This is a genomic window from Nocardia sp. NPDC003269 (assembly GCF_042888005.1).
Taxonomy (GTDB): Bacteria; Actinomycetota; Actinomycetes; order Mycobacteriales; family Mycobacteriaceae; genus Nocardia.
The window spans coordinates 593362-608728 of record NZ_JBIAPA010000004.1; the positions used below are offsets into that span (position 1 = coordinate 593362).

General features: G+C 71.8%; 17 protein-coding genes. 11 read left to right on the plus strand and 6 right to left on the minus strand.

Translation table 11 applies throughout. From position 1 onward, the window contains the following. Positions 1 to 87 precede the first annotated feature (87 nt). From ACFYWJ_RS31140 to ACFYWJ_RS31155, 4 genes are all read right to left on the minus strand, one after another. On the minus strand, positions 88 to 963 hold the full coding sequence (locus tag ACFYWJ_RS31140; RefSeq protein WP_355276648.1) for a metal ABC transporter permease: 876 nt from the start codon (positions 961 to 963) through the stop codon (positions 88 to 90). Positions 964 to 973: 10 nt separating this feature from the next. Continuing rightward, positions 974 to 1705, minus strand: coding sequence for a metal ABC transporter ATP-binding protein (locus ACFYWJ_RS31145; protein ID WP_355276646.1), 732 nt, complete (start codon positions 1703 to 1705; stop codon positions 974 to 976). After that, positions 1702 to 2646, minus strand: coding sequence for a metal ABC transporter substrate-binding protein (locus ACFYWJ_RS31150; RefSeq protein ID WP_355276644.1), 945 nt, complete (start codon positions 2644 to 2646; stop codon positions 1702 to 1704). The genes ACFYWJ_RS31145 and ACFYWJ_RS31150 overlap by 4 nt, the downstream gene beginning before the upstream one ends. A 67-nt stretch (positions 2647 to 2713) precedes the next feature. After that, entirely contained in the window at positions 2714 to 3148 is a 435-nt protein-coding gene (locus ACFYWJ_RS31155; protein ID WP_387208261.1) for a cupin domain-containing protein, read from the minus strand. Here ACFYWJ_RS31155 and ACFYWJ_RS31160 point away from each other — a divergent pair. Beyond that, entirely contained in the window at positions 3147 to 3623 is a 477-nt protein-coding gene (locus ACFYWJ_RS31160) for a MarR family transcriptional regulator (protein ID WP_355276640.1), read from the plus strand. The two genes, ACFYWJ_RS31155 and ACFYWJ_RS31160, sit on opposite strands and share 2 nt — an antisense overlap. Before the next feature lie 187 nt (positions 3624 to 3810). After that, the gene (locus ACFYWJ_RS31165) at positions 3811 to 4041 is read left to right on the plus strand and encodes a hypothetical protein (RefSeq protein ID WP_355276638.1); all 231 of its coding nucleotides are present in this window, start codon (positions 3811 to 3813) and stop codon (positions 4039 to 4041) included. Here the strand turns inward: ACFYWJ_RS31165 and ACFYWJ_RS31170 are convergent, their stop codons facing one another. Both ACFYWJ_RS31170 and ACFYWJ_RS31175 read right to left on the minus strand, forming a co-directional pair. Further along, entirely contained in the window at positions 4042 to 5466 is a 1425-nt protein-coding gene (locus tag ACFYWJ_RS31170; RefSeq protein ID WP_355276636.1) for an amidase, read from the minus strand. It abuts the gene before it with no gap. Positions 5467 to 5565: 99 nt separating this feature from the next. Beyond that, the gene (locus ACFYWJ_RS31175) at positions 5566 to 6261 is read right to left on the minus strand and encodes a hypothetical protein (RefSeq protein ID WP_355276634.1); all 696 of its coding nucleotides are present in this window, start codon (positions 6259 to 6261) and stop codon (positions 5566 to 5568) included. A gap of 105 nt (positions 6262 to 6366) precedes the next feature. Between ACFYWJ_RS31175 and ACFYWJ_RS31180 the strand changes: the two genes are divergently transcribed. Genes ACFYWJ_RS31180 through ACFYWJ_RS31220 form a run of 9 tightly spaced genes read left to right on the plus strand, consistent with a single transcriptional unit; the run spans position 6367 to position 15355 of the window. Further along, a complete protein-coding gene (locus ACFYWJ_RS31180) occupies positions 6367 to 7632 on the plus strand; it encodes an ATP-grasp domain-containing protein (protein WP_355276632.1) in 1266 nt (421 codons plus the stop codon). Continuing rightward, positions 7629 to 8453, plus strand: a complete 825-nt coding sequence (locus tag ACFYWJ_RS31185; RefSeq protein ID WP_355276631.1) for a hypothetical protein — start codon at positions 7629 to 7631, stop codon at positions 8451 to 8453. Before ACFYWJ_RS31180 ends, ACFYWJ_RS31185 begins: the two co-directional genes overlap by 4 nt. Further along, positions 8450 to 9541: a pyridoxal-phosphate dependent enzyme gene (locus ACFYWJ_RS31190; protein ID WP_355276629.1), complete on the plus strand. Its 1092-nt coding sequence runs from the start codon at positions 8450 to 8452 to the stop codon at positions 9539 to 9541. Before ACFYWJ_RS31185 ends, ACFYWJ_RS31190 begins: the two co-directional genes overlap by 4 nt. Then, on the plus strand, positions 9538 to 10848 hold the full coding sequence (locus ACFYWJ_RS31195; RefSeq protein WP_355276627.1) for an MFS transporter: 1311 nt from the start codon (positions 9538 to 9540) through the stop codon (positions 10846 to 10848). The genes ACFYWJ_RS31190 and ACFYWJ_RS31195 overlap by 4 nt, the downstream gene beginning before the upstream one ends. Further along, entirely contained in the window at positions 10838 to 11779 is a 942-nt protein-coding gene (locus tag ACFYWJ_RS31200) for a hypothetical protein (protein WP_355276625.1), read from the plus strand. Before ACFYWJ_RS31195 ends, ACFYWJ_RS31200 begins: the two co-directional genes overlap by 11 nt. Beyond that, complete coding sequence (locus tag ACFYWJ_RS31205; protein ID WP_355276623.1) at positions 11776 to 12708, plus strand: ABC transporter ATP-binding protein; 933 nt, start codon at positions 11776 to 11778, stop codon at positions 12706 to 12708. Before ACFYWJ_RS31200 ends, ACFYWJ_RS31205 begins: the two co-directional genes overlap by 4 nt. Next, entirely contained in the window at positions 12705 to 13793 is a 1089-nt protein-coding gene (locus ACFYWJ_RS31210) for an iron ABC transporter permease (RefSeq protein ID WP_355276621.1), read from the plus strand. Before ACFYWJ_RS31205 ends, ACFYWJ_RS31210 begins: the two co-directional genes overlap by 4 nt. A 33-nt stretch (positions 13794 to 13826) precedes the next feature. Further along, entirely contained in the window at positions 13827 to 14804 is a 978-nt protein-coding gene (locus ACFYWJ_RS31215; RefSeq protein ID WP_355276619.1) for an ABC transporter substrate-binding protein, read from the plus strand. Beyond that, positions 14801 to 15355 carry a GNAT family N-acetyltransferase gene (locus ACFYWJ_RS31220; RefSeq protein WP_355276617.1) on the plus strand — a complete coding sequence of 185 codons (555 nt, stop codon included), beginning with the start codon at positions 14801 to 14803 and terminating at the stop codon, positions 15353 to 15355. Before ACFYWJ_RS31215 ends, ACFYWJ_RS31220 begins: the two co-directional genes overlap by 4 nt. Positions 15356 to 15367: the final 12 nt, after the last annotated feature.

The following is a 15367-nucleotide window of genomic DNA, read 5'->3' on the forward strand; positions in this document are numbered from 1 at the left end:
CCACGGCCGACGGCCGGGGGCAACTGGAACACGTTCCAGGTCACATGGTGCGACGCGGCACGGTTCCGCGCGGTCGATTCGCCGAAATCAGCGCGCGACGGCCACCTTCGCGCGCGCCCGCGCGGCGGTCAGCCTGCGGCCGATGACGCCGTGCCGGGGCGCGAACAGGTAGACCAGCGAGAAGGCCACACCCTGGGTGACCACCACCATGCCGCCCGCGGCGGTGTCGAGGTGGTAGCTGAGGTAGAGGCCGGTCACCGCGCACACCACCGACACCGTCGGCGCGATGACCAGCATCCGGGCGAACCGGTCGGTCAGCAGGTACGCCGTCGCGCCCGGGATGATCAGCATGGCCACCACCAGCACCACGCCGACGGCCTGCAGCGCCACCACCGAGGTCAGCGCGAGCAGCGCCAGCAGCGCGGTGCCGAGGATCCGGGGGTTCAGCCCGATGGCGTGCGCGTGGGTGGCGTCGAAGGCGTAGAGGGTGAAGTCGCGACGCTTGAGCACCAGCGCGGTCAGCACGATCGCGGCCAGGATCATGATCTGGATCATCTCGCCGCGCCTGACGCCGAGCAGGTTGCCGAACACGATGTGGTTCAGGTCGGTCTGGCTCGGTGTCACCGATACCAGCACCAGGCCGAAGGCGAACAGCGTCGTGAAGACGATGCCGATCGCGGCGTCCTCCTTCACCCGGCTGGTGTCGCGGACGACGCCGATCAGCGCCACCGCGAGGAAACCGAAGATCACCGCGCCGACCGCGAACGGCCAGCCGACGATGTAGGCCAGCACCACACCGGGCAGCACCGCGTGCGAGACGGCGTCGCCCATCAGCGACCAGCCGATCAGCACCAGCCAGCACGACAGCACCGCGCACACCACCGCGGCGGTGACGGTGGTCGCGAGCGCGCGCACCATGAACTCGTAGCGCAGCGGGTCGAGGAAGAATTCTTCGAGGCTCATCGGTACTTCCTCACGCGTCCACGTCGAGCCCGAAGGCCTTGGCCAGGTTCTCCGGTCGCAACACCACATCGGGGTCGCCGTGCTCGAGCACCCGGCGGTTGAGCAGCACCGCCTCGTCGGCCAGTGCCGGGAGGGCGTGCAGGTCGTGGGTGGAGACCAGGATCGTCGCCCCGTCGGCGGCGAGTTCGCGCAGCAGCGCGGTGATGGTGGCCTCCGAGCGCTTGTCGACGCCGGCGAACGGCTCGTCGAGCAGCAGGATCGTCGCCTCCTGGGCGATGCCGCGGGCCACGAAGGCACGCTTCTTCTGGCCGCCGGAGAGCTGACCGATCTGGCGGTCGGCCAGCTCGGTGAGCTCCACGCGGGCCAGCGCCTCGGCGACGGCGGCGCGATCGGCCCTGCTCGCCCGGCGGGTGAAGCCCATCTTCCCGTAGCGGCCGGTCATCACGACATCGCGCACCGACAGCGGAAAGGTCCAGTCCACGTCCTCGGACTGCGGCACGTAGCCGAGGCTGCCCGCCTTGCGGGCCGCGACGGGCGCGCTGCCGTTGATCAGCACCCGGCCGCGGTCGGGGGTGACCAGGCCCATGATCGTCTTGAACAGCGTCGACTTGCCCGAGCCGTTCATGCCGATCAGGCCGCAGACCCGGCCGGATTTCAGGGTCAGTTCGACATTGTCGAGGGCGAGCACGTCACCGTAGTGAACGGTGACGTCCTGGATCTCGACGACGGGCGCGGTGGTCATTTCGGGGCTCCGGCGAGTGCGGTGGCGATGGTGTTCGCGTCGTGGCGGATCAGCTGGAGGTAGGTCGGCACCGGGCCGTCGGCCTCCGAGAGCGAGTCGACGTAGAGCGTGCCACCGAACCGCGCGCCGGAGGCCTCGACCACCCGTTGCATCGGCGCGTCGGAGACAGTCGACTCGCAGAACACCGCGGGCACGCCGCGCTGGCGCACGAAATCGATGGCCGAGCCGATCTGCTGCGGGGTCGCCTGCTGTTCGGCGTTGACCGGCCAGATGTACTTCTCGGTGAGACCGGTGTCGCGGGCCAGGTAGGAGAACGCGCCCTCGCAGGTCACCAGGGCCCGCTGCCCGGCGGGCAGGGTGTTCACGGCGGCGACCAGGTCGGTGTGGACGGCGGCGAGCTGGGCCTTGTAGGCGGCGCCGTTGGCGCGGTACTCCTCGGCGTGGCCGGGGTCGAGGTCGGCGAAGGCGCGGACCATGTTGTCGACGTAGATCTGCGCGTTCACCGGCGACATCCACGCGTGCGGATTCGGCTTGCCGCGATAGGCGTCCTCGCTGATGTCCATCGGGGTCACGCCCTCGCTGACCACCGCGTGCGGCACCGTCAGATCGGCGACGAACTGGGCGAACCAGGCCTCCAGGTTGAGCCCGTTGTCCAGGATCAGATCGGCCTTGGCCGCCTTCTTGATGTCGCCCGGCGTCGGCTCGTAGCCGTGGATCTCGGCGCCGACCTTGGTGATCGACTCGACCCGTAGGTGATCGCCCGCGACATTGCGCGCCATGTCGGCGAGCACGGTGAAGGTGGTGAGGACCACCTTCTTCCCGTCGTCGGAGGCGGTGGCTCCACCGCACGCGGTCAGCGCGAACGCCATGACACTCAGCACACACGCCGCGACAACTCGACGCCGCGACGAACCCGGCGCGCGGTGAAACCCAACCTTCATTCCAGAATTATATTGTTCGGGTTACCGAACTTTCAAGTTCAACGTCTAGAACAGACGCCGTGACGGTTCAGGATGCCCAGGGCGGAACGAAAGTCGAGCCATCGGGCAGTTCCGCGGAGAAGCCGACGCGCACCGTCACGAGCAGCACCGCGGGCTCGGCGGCCGCGTTGGTGAGGCCGATCATCGACCCGGCGGGCGCGACGGCGGCATCGCCCGGCCGCAGCGGCGCCGAGTCGCCATCGATGGTGATCTCGACCTCGCCCGCGAGCAGGTAGAAGGCCTCCTCCCCCAGGATGCGGTGCGGCACGCCCACCGAATCGGGCGCGACCTCGGTCTGCCAGACGCAGAGTTCGGCACTGCCGGTGCCGGGGCGGATGAGCGAGGTGAAGCGGGCGTTGTGGATCTCGTGGACCTGAGCGTCTTCGGAACGGGTGACCGGCATGGGCGCCTCTTTCAGATAGTCAAGCAACTTGTCTATATGGTCAAGTAGATTGACCATCATGTCAAGTGCCAGAATGACGGCCGTGCACCGGAACCCGCCGCCCGCCACCGATCTCCCCCTGTTGCTGCTGGCGGCGGCGAGCGAGGTGAGCGCGGCGATCCAGGACGGAGTGACCGCCGCGGGCTTCACCGACATCCGTCCGGCGCACGGCTTCGCGTTCGTCCGGATGGCACCCGACGGCGCGACCGTCGGCGAGATCGCCGAGCACCTCGGCGTCACCAAGCAGGCCGCGAGCCAGCTGGTCGACGAGTTGGTCACCAAGGGTTACGCCGACCGCAATCCGCACCCGCGCGACGCGCGCGCCCGCCTGATCACCCTCACCGATCGCGGCTGGGCCTGCACCAGGGCGGCCGACGCGGCCGCCGCCGCCTTCGCCGCGCACTGGGTCGACACCCTCGGTCCGGCGATGTTCGCGCAGACCAGAAATGCCATCGCCAGGATGGTCACGCCCGGCCGGGTCCGCCCGTCGTGGTGATCATGACGAAGTGATGACGAGTAGCCGTTAATCCGAAGAACAGGATTTTCAAAAGAACCCGCGTACTGTCGCGTCGCGCGGCATACTCGGCAGCGAGCGGTGACGCGCCACCGCGGCATCCGGACCATCGGACCGGACGCGCCTCGTCACGTCAGTCACCGTTTCCCACCCTCCCGACAGGATCGTCATGTCAACCCTTGCCACCGTCGCCACGGTCGACACCATCACCCGCCACAAGTACGAGCGGCTGCAGTACACCGGCTCGGCGGGTGTCATCGACTCGCTCGAGGACCCGCGCCTGGTCGGCCGCTGGCACACCGAGTTCCCCGGCTGGCACGGCGAGCACTGGGCGTTCGAGGCGGGCACCGCCAGCCCGGGCCGGCTGCGCCCGATCAATGTCGCGGTGCGCCAGAGCTGATCAGGCCGCGCCCTCGGCCGCCGTGCGGTCGACGATGCGCGGGAACGGGCTCGCCGCCTCCAGCTGGTAGGCCAGGTCGAGCAGCGATCGCTCGTCGCCCCGCCGGGCGGCGAGCTGGATCGAGCCGGGCAGCCCGTGCGGGAGCAGCCCGTGCGGCAGCGACACCGCGGGCCCGCCGCCGACATTGTTGAGCGGCGTGAAGCCCACGTAGTCGACCAGTTTCGTGAACAGCTCGTCGAAGGGCTGGCCCGGCGCCAGTTCGCCGATCCGCGGCGCCGGATGCGACAGCACCGGGGTGAGCAGCACGTCGACGTCGGTGAAATGCCGGTCGTAGGTGGCGGTTCCGGACCGCAGCCGCCAGGTGGACGCGGCGACACCGAGCGGATTGCGCTTGGCCAGCCCGATCAGGCCGCTGGTGAACGGGTCGAGTTTGCCCGCGTCGAAGTGGTCGCGGTGCCCGAACCGGAACGACAGCGTCATCGCGGCGGCCATCATCGCCCAGTACCGCTTGAAGTCCTCGACGAACCGCGGCTCCACGTCGAGCCGCATCTCGACGACCTCGTGGCCGAGGCCGGCCAGGATCGCCGCCGCCGAGGCGAGCACCGCGGCATTGTCGGGGTGCACCGGGCGGCCGAGCACGTCCTCGCTGATCAGCCCGATCCGCAGCCGCCGCGCGCTCGGCCCCTCGACCAGGCCGATCGGCGCCAGCTTCGGATTCGCGCCGAACCGTTCGACGGCGGCCAGATAGTGCGCGGTATCGCGCACCGAGCGGGTCACCACGCCCTCGGCGACCAGGTGCACCGGCAGTTGCCGGGCGCCCGGCTGGTCGAGCAACCGGTTGCGGGTGGGCTTCAGGCCGACCAGGCCGTTGGCCGCGGCCGGGATCCGGATCGAGCCGCCACCGTCGTTGGCGTGCGCGATCGGCACGACGCCCGCCGCGACCAGTGCCGCCGAACCGCCCGAGGACGCGCCGGCGGAGTACTCGATGTTCCACGGATTGCGGGTCGGCGCCCGGCCGGCGAACTCGGTGCTGGCGGTGAGCCCGAATTCCGGCAGCGTCGACTTGCCGATGACGACCACACCCGAATGCAGGAACTGCGCGCCGGGCCCGCTGGTCGCGGTGGCCGCGCGCGGCGTGAACGCGGCCGACCCGTGGCAGCTGGGCAGCCCGGCGATATCGGTGTTGTCCTTGACGAAGGCGGGCACGCCGGCGAACACGCCCGCGGTCTCCGGCGCCGACGCGGCCCGTTCGAAGCAGGCCACCTGCACCGCGTCCAGGCTCGGGTCCACCCGCCGGGTCCGCGCGATCGCGGCCTCGAGCACCTCCGCCCGGCCGACCTCCCCCGCCCGCAACGCCGCGGCGACCCCGACGGCATCCAGCGTGCCGAGGGCATCATCGGTGAATCCATGGACGGTAGTGCTCATAGCCGCAGCGTAATGCGATCCGGTGGCCATTTGCGGCGGTAACGAATTTCCTCGAGAAACCCTTAGAGTCCCGTGACCAGCGGGCCACGGGACCCTCGCCTACTTGGCGGGTGGGGTGAATGGCTGGTTGATCGTGGTGAAGTACTGGATCGCGGCGCCGAGGGCGACCGGTGCGGTGACGAAGATCTGTCCGGCGACGGTGCCCAGGGCGCCGATGGCGAGGATGCCGCCGAGGCAGCCGACGGCGGCGGCGGGCAGGAACGGGCCGAAGAGTCCGACGATGGTGGCCGAGGCGACGGTGGCGCCGATGATGCCGCCGAGGACGCAGCCGACGGCGGCGCCGCCGAGTCCACCGACCAGGGTGCCGATGGAGGCACCCAGGGAGATGGTGCTGGTCATGCGCGACCACGCGGCCTGTTCGCGGTCGTATTCGGACTTCCAGGGTGCCTTGTCCTCGAAGGGCAGGGCGACCGGCTTGTAGACGGCTTTGTCCATGCTCAGCTGGGGGGTGAGGGTGGCGGTGCGGCCGGTGATCTCGGCGGCGATCGGGAACTCGAAATCGTCGACCGCGAACGTCAGCGGTGTCGCGGCCACGACGGTGCCGGCCAGGTCGCGCACCTGCAGCGCGCCGTCCGCGACCACCAGGCCACCCTGCTCGACCTCGATGATCGACGCGGTCTCGGTGGCGTGCGCGGTGAACGCGACCGGCCGCTCCGGCGCCTGCGCCTGCGCGGTGCCGGTGGCCACCGTCAGGGCGGCCAGCGAAAGCACGGCGGGCACAACGAATTTCCTCATCAACATGCGATTTTCCTCATCATTTCCGGTCGAGCGAGCGCTCGACTGTCGCAATCCTAACGATAATGGTTATCATTAGCACCTTGCTGGCGGCTGGGAGGCTACATGGGACATCTGCTGATGGTGGAGAGCTGGGTCGGCTCGATGAGCACCCTGCTCCCGGCGGGAATCCGGGATTCCGGACACAGATTCAGCTTCCTGACCAGGGATCTCGCGCACTATCTCCGGCCGGGCACACCGTCGCCGCACCCCCTGCTGGCCGCGGACAACGTGTTCACCGCCGAGACCAACGACGAGGCCACGCTGCTGCCGTACGTGCGAAAACTGCACGAGGTCTTCGGTTTCGACGGCGTGCTCACCTCCTGCGACTACTACCTGCCGACGGTCGCCGCAATCGCCGCCGACCTCGGCCTGCCGGGCGCGGGCCGCACCGCCGTGGCCGACGCGTGCGACAAGGACCGGACCAGGCAGATCTGCCGGGTCGCCGGCGTCGCGGGACCCGACTTCGCGGTCGCCCAGGAGTGGGACGAGATCATCGGCGCGGCAGCGGGTCTCGGCTATCCGCTGGTGGTGAAGCCGGTCGATCTGTGCGGTGGGATGTTCGTGCGCCGGGTCGAGGACGAGCCCGAACTGCGGGCGGCGGTGGACCGGATCGCCGGTTTCCCGGTGAACGCGCGCGGCCAGCGCCGCTCACCGCGGGTGCTGCTCGAAGAGTGCGTGGAAGGACCGGAATTCAGTGTCGAGACGGTGACCGTCGGTGGCCGCACCACGGTGATCGGGGTGACCGACAAGCAGCTCACCGGCGCGCCCGCGTTCATCGAATCCGGGCACATGTTCCCCGCCGCGCTGCCCGCGGCCGAGACGGCGGCCGTGGTCGAGCTCGCGCTGGCGGCCGTCGCCGCGCTGGGTCTGGACGCGACCGTCGCGCACACCGAGATCAGACTCGGCGCGCGGGGCCCGCGGCTGATCGAGGTCAACCCGCGCCCTGCGGGCAACCGGATCACCGAACTCGTCCGGCGCGTCACCGGAATCGACTTGGCGGCAACGTATGCCGAGGTGGCCGCGGGTGGGACCCCGGATCTGACACCGCGTCCGAGCGACGTGGCGAGCGCGGCGGTCGCGTTCGCGGTGCCCACCGGGACCGGCGAGCTCGACGGTGTCGACGGCGCGGCGCACTGGGCCGACGACCCCCGGATCGTGGAGTACACCCTGGCGGCGCCGGGGACGCGGGTGCGGCCCGCGACCGACAACAACAGCTACCTCGGTCATGTCATGGTCACCGACACGGAGCCCGGTGGCGCGGGCGCGCTGGCCCGGACACTGATCGGGGACCTGCGCTTCGCGCTCGCCACACCGGAGGGTGCGGCATGACCGTCGCCGCCTGTCCCGCCTCGGTCGCCGAACTCACCGAGTGGGCGCGCACCGGGCTGCTCGGGCCCGACGCCGCGTCGCTGCACGCCTCGACCGCGTTCCGCACCACCTACGGCACCCGTCATCCGGGCCGGACCCGCGGCTACCGCAACGAGGTACTGAGCATCCGGCTCGGCGCGGCGGTCGGCTCGTGCGGGCTCGAACCCGGCACGGCCACCGCCGAACTCGTCGACGACTGCGTCGCGGCCCCGATCGCCGAGCTGCTCGCGCATCCGCGCGCCGAGGTCAGGATCGCCGCGCTGGACGCCTATCTGATGCACGCGCATCCGCATCCGCACGCGGCGGGCGCGGCGGGCCGACCGGTGCGCATCGACGGGCCGACATCGCTGACGAAATCCCGGCACCGGGCCGCCGCCGTGGTCGATCTGCTGCCCGCCGGGGTCGGCGACGTCCTGGTCGTCGGGGTGGTCGGCTCGTTGCTCGCCGAACTGCGGGCACGAGCGATCGGGTATCTGCCGTGCGATCTCGCGGGCGGCGTCACCGAGTGGGACGAGCCCGTGTACGAGTCCGTCGCGGCGGCGCCGACCGGCTACGACGCCCTGCTGGTCACCGGAATGACCCTGGGCAACGGCAGTTTCGACGCGCTGCGGGCCGTCGCCGTCGAGCGGGAGCTGCCGCTGGTGATGTTCGCGCAGACCGGAAGCGCGGTGCTGCCGTGGTTTCTCGGCGCGGGCGTACACGCCGTCTCGGCCGAGCCCTATCCGTTCTTCTCCCTCGACGGCGGACCCAGCACCGTCGTCACCTATCGAGAGCGCTCATGACGACACCGCAGCCCGCCCTGCTCCAGCTGATCGGCGGCACGCCCGCCGTGCCCGTGCCCACCGAAAACAGCTGGTACACCGCGAAACTCGAGGCCGCGAGCGTCGCGGGCATGAAGGCCCGCGCGGCCGTGTCGATGCTGCGGGGCGCCGCGGCGCGCGGTGAGCTCGCGCCAGGGGCGACCATCATCGAGTCCACCAGCGGCACCCTCGGCCTCGGCTTGGCGCTGGCGGGCAAGGCGCTCGGGCATCCGGTCCTGCTCGTGGTCGACGACGAGCTGGAACCCGAACTGCGCTCGCTGTTCTCGGCCTACCGGATCGGGCTCGACGTCGTCCGTACGCCGCATCCGACCGGCGGCTGGCAGCGGGCCCGGCTGGACCGGCTCGCCGAACTGCTCGCCGCGACACCGGGCGCCTACTGGCCCGACCAGTACGACAACCCCGACAACGCGGGCGGCTATCAGGCCATGGGCGCGGAGATCCTCGACCAGGTCGACGCCGTCGACGTGCTCGTCGCCTCGATCGGCTCGGGCGGGCACTGCGCCGGACTCACCCGGGTGCTGCGCACCCGATGGCCCCACCTGCGGGTGATCGGGGTGGACGCCGTCGGCTCCCGCATCTTCGGCCAGCCCGACCGGCGCAGGCTCATGCGTGGTCTCGGCAGCAGCATCCTGCCCCGCAATGTGGCCTACGCCGACTTCGACGAGGTGCACTGGGTGGGCGCGCGCGAGGCGGTCGCGTCGTGCCGGGGGCTCGCGGCGTCGACCGGGATCGCGGGCGGCTGGAGCACGGGGGCCGCCGCTCTGGTCGCGGGCTGGGCCGCCGAGCGCGCGCCGGCGGCCCGGGTGCTCACCGTGTTTCCCGATGGTCCGCACCGCTACCTGCGCACCATCTACGACGACGGCTGGTGCCGGGCGAACGATCTGCTCGGCGAGTACGCGCACGCACCGGCCGAGCTCGCCTCGCCCACCGGGTCCGAGGTCACCGGCTGGGGCCGCTGCGCGGTCGTGCGCGATCCCGCCGCGGAGGTGGCGCGGGTCGCCGACAGTGTCGCCGGGACACCGGATTTCGGGGCGAGGGCCGCCGGATGAGCGGGCTCGCCACCTTCCGCGCGATGCCGGGCGCGGTGCGGCTGCTGCTGGTGAATCACCTCGTCGGGCATATCGGCTTCTACCTGCTCGTGCCCTTCCTGGCGGACTATCTCCTCGACGACCTCGCCCTCTCGGCCGCCGTCGTCGGTGTGGTGCTCGGGGTCCGCAATCTGAGTCAGCAGGGTCTGTTCCTGGTCGGCGGCTCGGCGGCGGATCGGCTCGGCGCGCGTGGCGTGATCATGACCGGGCTCGCCATCCGGGCGCTCGGCTTCGCGCTGTTCGCCGTCGGCGGGTCGCTGCCGGTGGTGCTGGCGGCGTCGGTGCTCACGGGTTTCGCGGGCGCGCTGTTCAATCCGGCGGTCCGCGCCTTCATCGCCCGCGACAGCGGTGCCCGCTCCGCGCAGGCGTTCGCGCTGTTCAACGTGTTCGGCAACGCGGGCTCCGCGATCGGCCCGGTGCTCGGCACCGTGTTGATCGCGGCGGGTTTCCGGCTGTCCGCGCTGGTCGCGGCGTCGATCTTCGCGGTGCTCGCGGTGGTGCAGTGGCTGCTGCTGCCCGCCCGTCCGGTGCCGCGGCACGAGGGTGGGGTCGGGGCCGACTTCGCGACGGTGTTCACCGATCGGCGCTTCTGGGCGTTCACTCTCGCCCTGATGCCGATGTTCGCGTTGCAGAGCCAGATCTATTTCGTGTTCACCCTGCAGGCCCAGGACAGCGCGGGGCCGGGGCACGGTCCCGCCGCGGTGGCCGCGCTGTTCGTCGTGGAGACGATCGCGGTGGTGGCGTTGCAGGTGCGGGTCACCACGGTGCTGGCGCGCCGACCGCACCGTGGACCGGCGATGGCGCTCGGGATGGCGGTCATGGGGCTGTCGTTCCTGGTGCCGCCCGCCGTCGCGGGACTCGTCGCGGCGGCGGGAGATGGTCTGGCGGGCACGGTGATCCGGGTCGCGCCCGTGGTGGCGGCCGCCGTGCTGCTCGCCCTCGGGGTGACGGCGGTGCAGCCGTTCGTGAACGAGGCGATCGGCCGCTTCGCCGGAAATCGGCTCACCGGAACCTATTTCGGCGCGTTCTATCTGGCGTCCGGGGTGTTCACGGTCGTGGGCACCTCGGTCACCGGCGCCGTCCTCGACCGGTCGGGCGGGTCGCTGACCTGGCCGCCCGCCGTGCTCTGCGCCGCCGCCGGACTGCTGTCGGCCCTCGCCGTGCTGCGGCTGCACCGGCGCCGGGTACTGCCCGGTCCCGGCGAGCCGACGGCGGAGCCCGCTGTCGACGACACCGCGGCGAAAGACGGTGCCGCCGATGTCCGCTGACCTCACCGCCACCGGGATCGGCGTCGGGCGCGCCTACGGCAGCTGCGGAGAACTCCTGCAGGGTGTCACCGCGCGGGATCGGCACTTCCTGGTCACCCTGCCCATCCGGCGCGGGTCCGTGGCCGTCTTCGAACCGGGCGGCGACGATATCACCGTGGTGCCGGAACGGAAATCGAAGGCACGCGGGCTGGCCCGCGCGATGGTCGCCCGGTCCCGCGTACTGCGCGGCGGCCGGCTGACGCTGCACAGCGAGCTGCCCGAGGGCAAGGGACTGGCCAGCTCCACCGCCGACCTCGTCGCCACCGCCCGCGCGATCGCCGACGCCGAGGGCCGCACCGTGCCCGTCGACGAACTCGAGGCCGACCTGCGCGCCATCGAACCCTCCGACGGCGTCATGTACCCGGGCACCGTCGCCTACTTCCATCGCGAGGTCAGGCTGCTGGCCAGGCTCGGCACCTTGCCGCCCTTGACCATCGTCACCGGCGACGAGGGCGGCGCCGTCGACACCGTCGAATTCAACCGCGCCGGACCGTGTTTCGGCTCGGCCGCGAAGCACGAGTACGACCGGCTGCTGAGCGCGCTCGGCGTCGCGGTCGCGCGCGGCGACCTCGCCGGGATCGGGGCCGTCGCCACCCGCAGCGCGGTGCTCAGCGCGACGCTGCGGGACCGGCCGCACCTGGACGCCACGATCGGCGCGGCGCGCGCGATCGGCGCGCTCGGCGTGGTCGTCGCGCACAGCGGCACCACCACGGGCATCCTGCTGGCCGACCGCGATCCCCGCCTGCGCGCGCAGGTCCTCGCCGCGCGGCGGATCTGCGACAGCTTCGCCTGCTCGGTCACGGTGCACCACTCGTGGCGGCCCACGGCCGACACGCCCCGCGACCGCGTCCATCCCTCGCCCCACCCCCGAGCAGAGAGCACTCCGCGATGATCACCGTCGACCAGATCCGCTTCACCTACGACGGCCGAACGACGCTCGACGGCATCACCTTCCAGGTCGAGCAGGGCAGCACGATCGGGCTGATCGGGCCCAACGGGTCCGGCAAGTCCACCCTGCTGCGGCTGATGTATCGCGCGCTGCGCCCGGCGGGCGGGACCGTCGTGATCGATACGACGCCGGTCGACCAGCTGCGCGGGCGGGCGCTCGCGAGCAGGCTCGCCGTGGTCGCCCAGGAAGCACCGCCGGATACGCCGGTCACCGTGGCCGAGACGGTACTGCTCGGCCGCTCGCCGTGGGTCGGTGCGTTCCAAGGGTATTCGCGGGCCGACCGGGTCGCCGCCGCGGCCGCGCTCGAGCAGGTCGGGGCGCGCGCGCTGGCCGACCGCCGTTTCGCGACCCTGTCCGGCGGCGAACGTCAGCGCGTCCTGATCGCCAGGGCGCTGGCCCAACAGGCCGATCACCTGCTGCTCGACGAACCTACCAACCACCTCGACATCCGGTACCAGCACGAACTGCTCGGCCTGGTCCGCGCCCTCACCGCGACCACCACCATCGTCGTGCTGCACGAGCTGAACCTGGCCGCCCGCTACTGCGACCGGCTCGTCCTGCTCGACGGCGGCTGCGTCGCCGCCGCGGGCACCGTGCCCGACGTCCTCACCCCGGAGGTCCTCGAACCCGTCTACGGCATCCCGGTCCGCCGGACCACCGCGTTCGGCGCGATCCAACTCCTCTTCGGCCCGACCGACGAACCAGCGACCACCCCTGTCGACAGGTCGACCGACGCCCCGGCCGACGCTCGCGCAGCCGTTCCGGCTGACAGATCGGCGCAGGTGCCAGGACCCGGCTCCGACCGCTCCGACCACGGCGTACCAAGGGCCGACACACCGTCGCCCGCGACCCGAGAGGCGGCTGCGCGATGACCGCGACGCTCACCGCGGCCCCGGCCGTCGACGATCTCGACCACGCCCGGCATCGGGGCCGCGCGCTCCTGCTCGGCGCGGGACTCGGCGTCGCGCTGGTGGCGACCCTGCTGGTGGCCGCGGGGCTGGGGCCGGTGGCGGTGCCGCCGGGCACGGTCGCGCGGATCATCGGCCACCACACCGTCGGGTATCCGGCGACCGCCGACTGGACCGCCGCGCAGGACTCCATCGTATGGCTGGTGCGGGTACCCCGGGTGCTGCTCGGCGCGCTCGTCGGGGCGGCGCTGGCGATCACCGGCGCGGTCTTGCAGACCGTGGTGCGCAATGTGCTGGCCGATCCGCACATCCTGGGTGTCACCTCCGGCGCGTCGACCGGTGCCGCGGTGTACCTGCTGTTCGGGATCACCGCGGCGACCACGGCGACGGCCCTGGCGGCCAGCGCGTTCGCCGGCGCGCTGGCGGCCACGGCGCTGCTGTTCCTCCTCGCGCGGATCAACGGGCAGCTCACCTCGCTGCGGCTGCTGCTCGGCGGCGTCACGATCGGCTACATCTTCTCCGCGGCGACCAGCTTCCTGATCTTCGCCTCCGACCGGCCCGAAGGCGCGCGGACCGTGCTGTTCTGGCTGCTCGGCTCGCTCGCGCCCGCCGCGTGGTCGTCGGTGGCCACCACGGTGGCCGTCGTCGCGGCCGCCACCGTGGCGGTGCTGCTGCTCGCGCCACGCCTGGACGCGCTGGCCGCGGGCGACGACACCGCGCGCACGCTCGGCGTCGCGCCGAATCGGATCCGGTTGCTGGCGTTGCTGATCGTCGCGCTGGCCGTCGGCGCGGTGGTGGCCGTCGCGGGGGCCATCGGCTTCGTCGGGTTGATCGTGCCGCACGTCGCCCGGCTCTGCGCGGGGGCGGCGCACCGGCAGCTGCTGGTGGTCAGCGGTCTGCTGGGGGCGTTGTTCCTGGTCGTCGCGGATGTGGCCGCGCGGACGGTGTTCGCGCCGCGCGAGCTGCCCATCGGCATCGTCACCGCGGCCGTCGGCGCGCCCCTGCTGCTCGTGCTCATCCGCCGCCTCCAGGCGCCCTCCGCTTCCTGAATTCTTCGCTCCACGAAAGGAAAACCGATCACCGTGTTCTCAGGTGTCCGTCCGTCGCACCGTGCGACGCTGCCCGTGCTCGCCCTGCTCACCAGTGCCGTCGTCGCCGGTTGCGGTACGCCCGCACCGGCCACCACCCCGGCCGGCGGCGGCTTCCCGATGACGATCTCGAGCTGCGGCCGCGACGTCACCTTCGCCGCGCCGCCGCAGCGCGTCGTCACCGTCGGGTCCATCGCCGCACCGCTGATCGCCGCGGCGGGCGCGGCCGACCGCATCGTCACCCGCACCTTCGAAGCCGCCGCCTTCCCCGGCGAATACGGCGAGCGGCTGCGGGGCATCGAGATCACCGCGCCCACCGCGGAACTCGCGCGCGAGGAGATCATCAGCCGCTCCCCCGACCTGGTGGTGAGCGTCGAGGGCCTCTCGGTGACCCCCGACGACCTCGCCCAGGTGAACATCCCGCTGATCGTGACCCGCGGCTACTGCCGCGACGCGGCGGGCACCTTCGAGGACGTGTTCGCCGATATCGCGCTCTACGGCAAGCTCTTCGGCACCGCGAGCGCCGCCGACGCCGAGGTCGCCGCACTCGGGCGCCGCGTCGACGCCGTCACCCAGCGGCATCCGGCGGCCGCCACCCGCACCCCCGCCGCCGCGCTGATCATCTCCCGCGACGGCGCCCAGCTGAAGGCCTACGGCGCCAAGAGCACCGTCGACGCCCAGATGAAGATCCTCGGCCTGGAGAACATCTACGGCGGCATCGACAAGCGCAACTTCGAAGCCAATACCGAGACCCTCATCGCCCGCGATCCGGCGGTGATCATCCTGCTCACCCAGGGCGACCAGACGCCCGACGCGGTCCGCACCGCACTGCGCCAGCGCCCCGAACTCGCCGGACTGCGCGCGATCCGGGAGAACCGGATCATCGTGGCGCCCTTCGGGTACACCGGGCCGGGACCGGTCGCGGTCGAGGGGCTGGAAGTGCTCGACCGCGAACTGGCGGCGGTCCGATGACGAGCGCGACCACCACCGGTTACCTCGTCCGGCCCGCCGGACCCGCCGATCTGGCGGGCGCGCGCAGCGTCATGCTGGACACCTTCTATCGCGTGTTCGGCATCGGCTACCTGCCCGAATACCACCAGGACGTCATCGATCCGGAGACCGCGTACCTGCGCGATCCCCGCCATCGGCTCTGGGTCGCCGAACACGACGGCGCGATCGTCGCGACGACGGCGATCCGGGCGCAGGGACCGGCGCACCCACCGCATCCGGCCGAGCTGGCTCTGGCCTATCCCGACGCGACCACCGCGCAGCTGTTCCGGGTCTACGTCCGGCCCGAGCACCACCGGCGCGGCCTGGCCACCCGGCTGGTCGAGGCGGCGGTCGAGCACGTGCGGGCCACTCCGTCGTTCGAGCGGTTGTACCTGCACACCGACGCGCGGACGCCCGGCGCGCTGGAGTTCTGGCTCACCTTCGGCCGGGTCGTGCACGACGCGCGCGGCCCGCACGACGGCTTCCAGACCGTGCACCTGGAAATCCCGCTGGACCGGGAACAGCCGCGCTGACAGGGGCAGCTG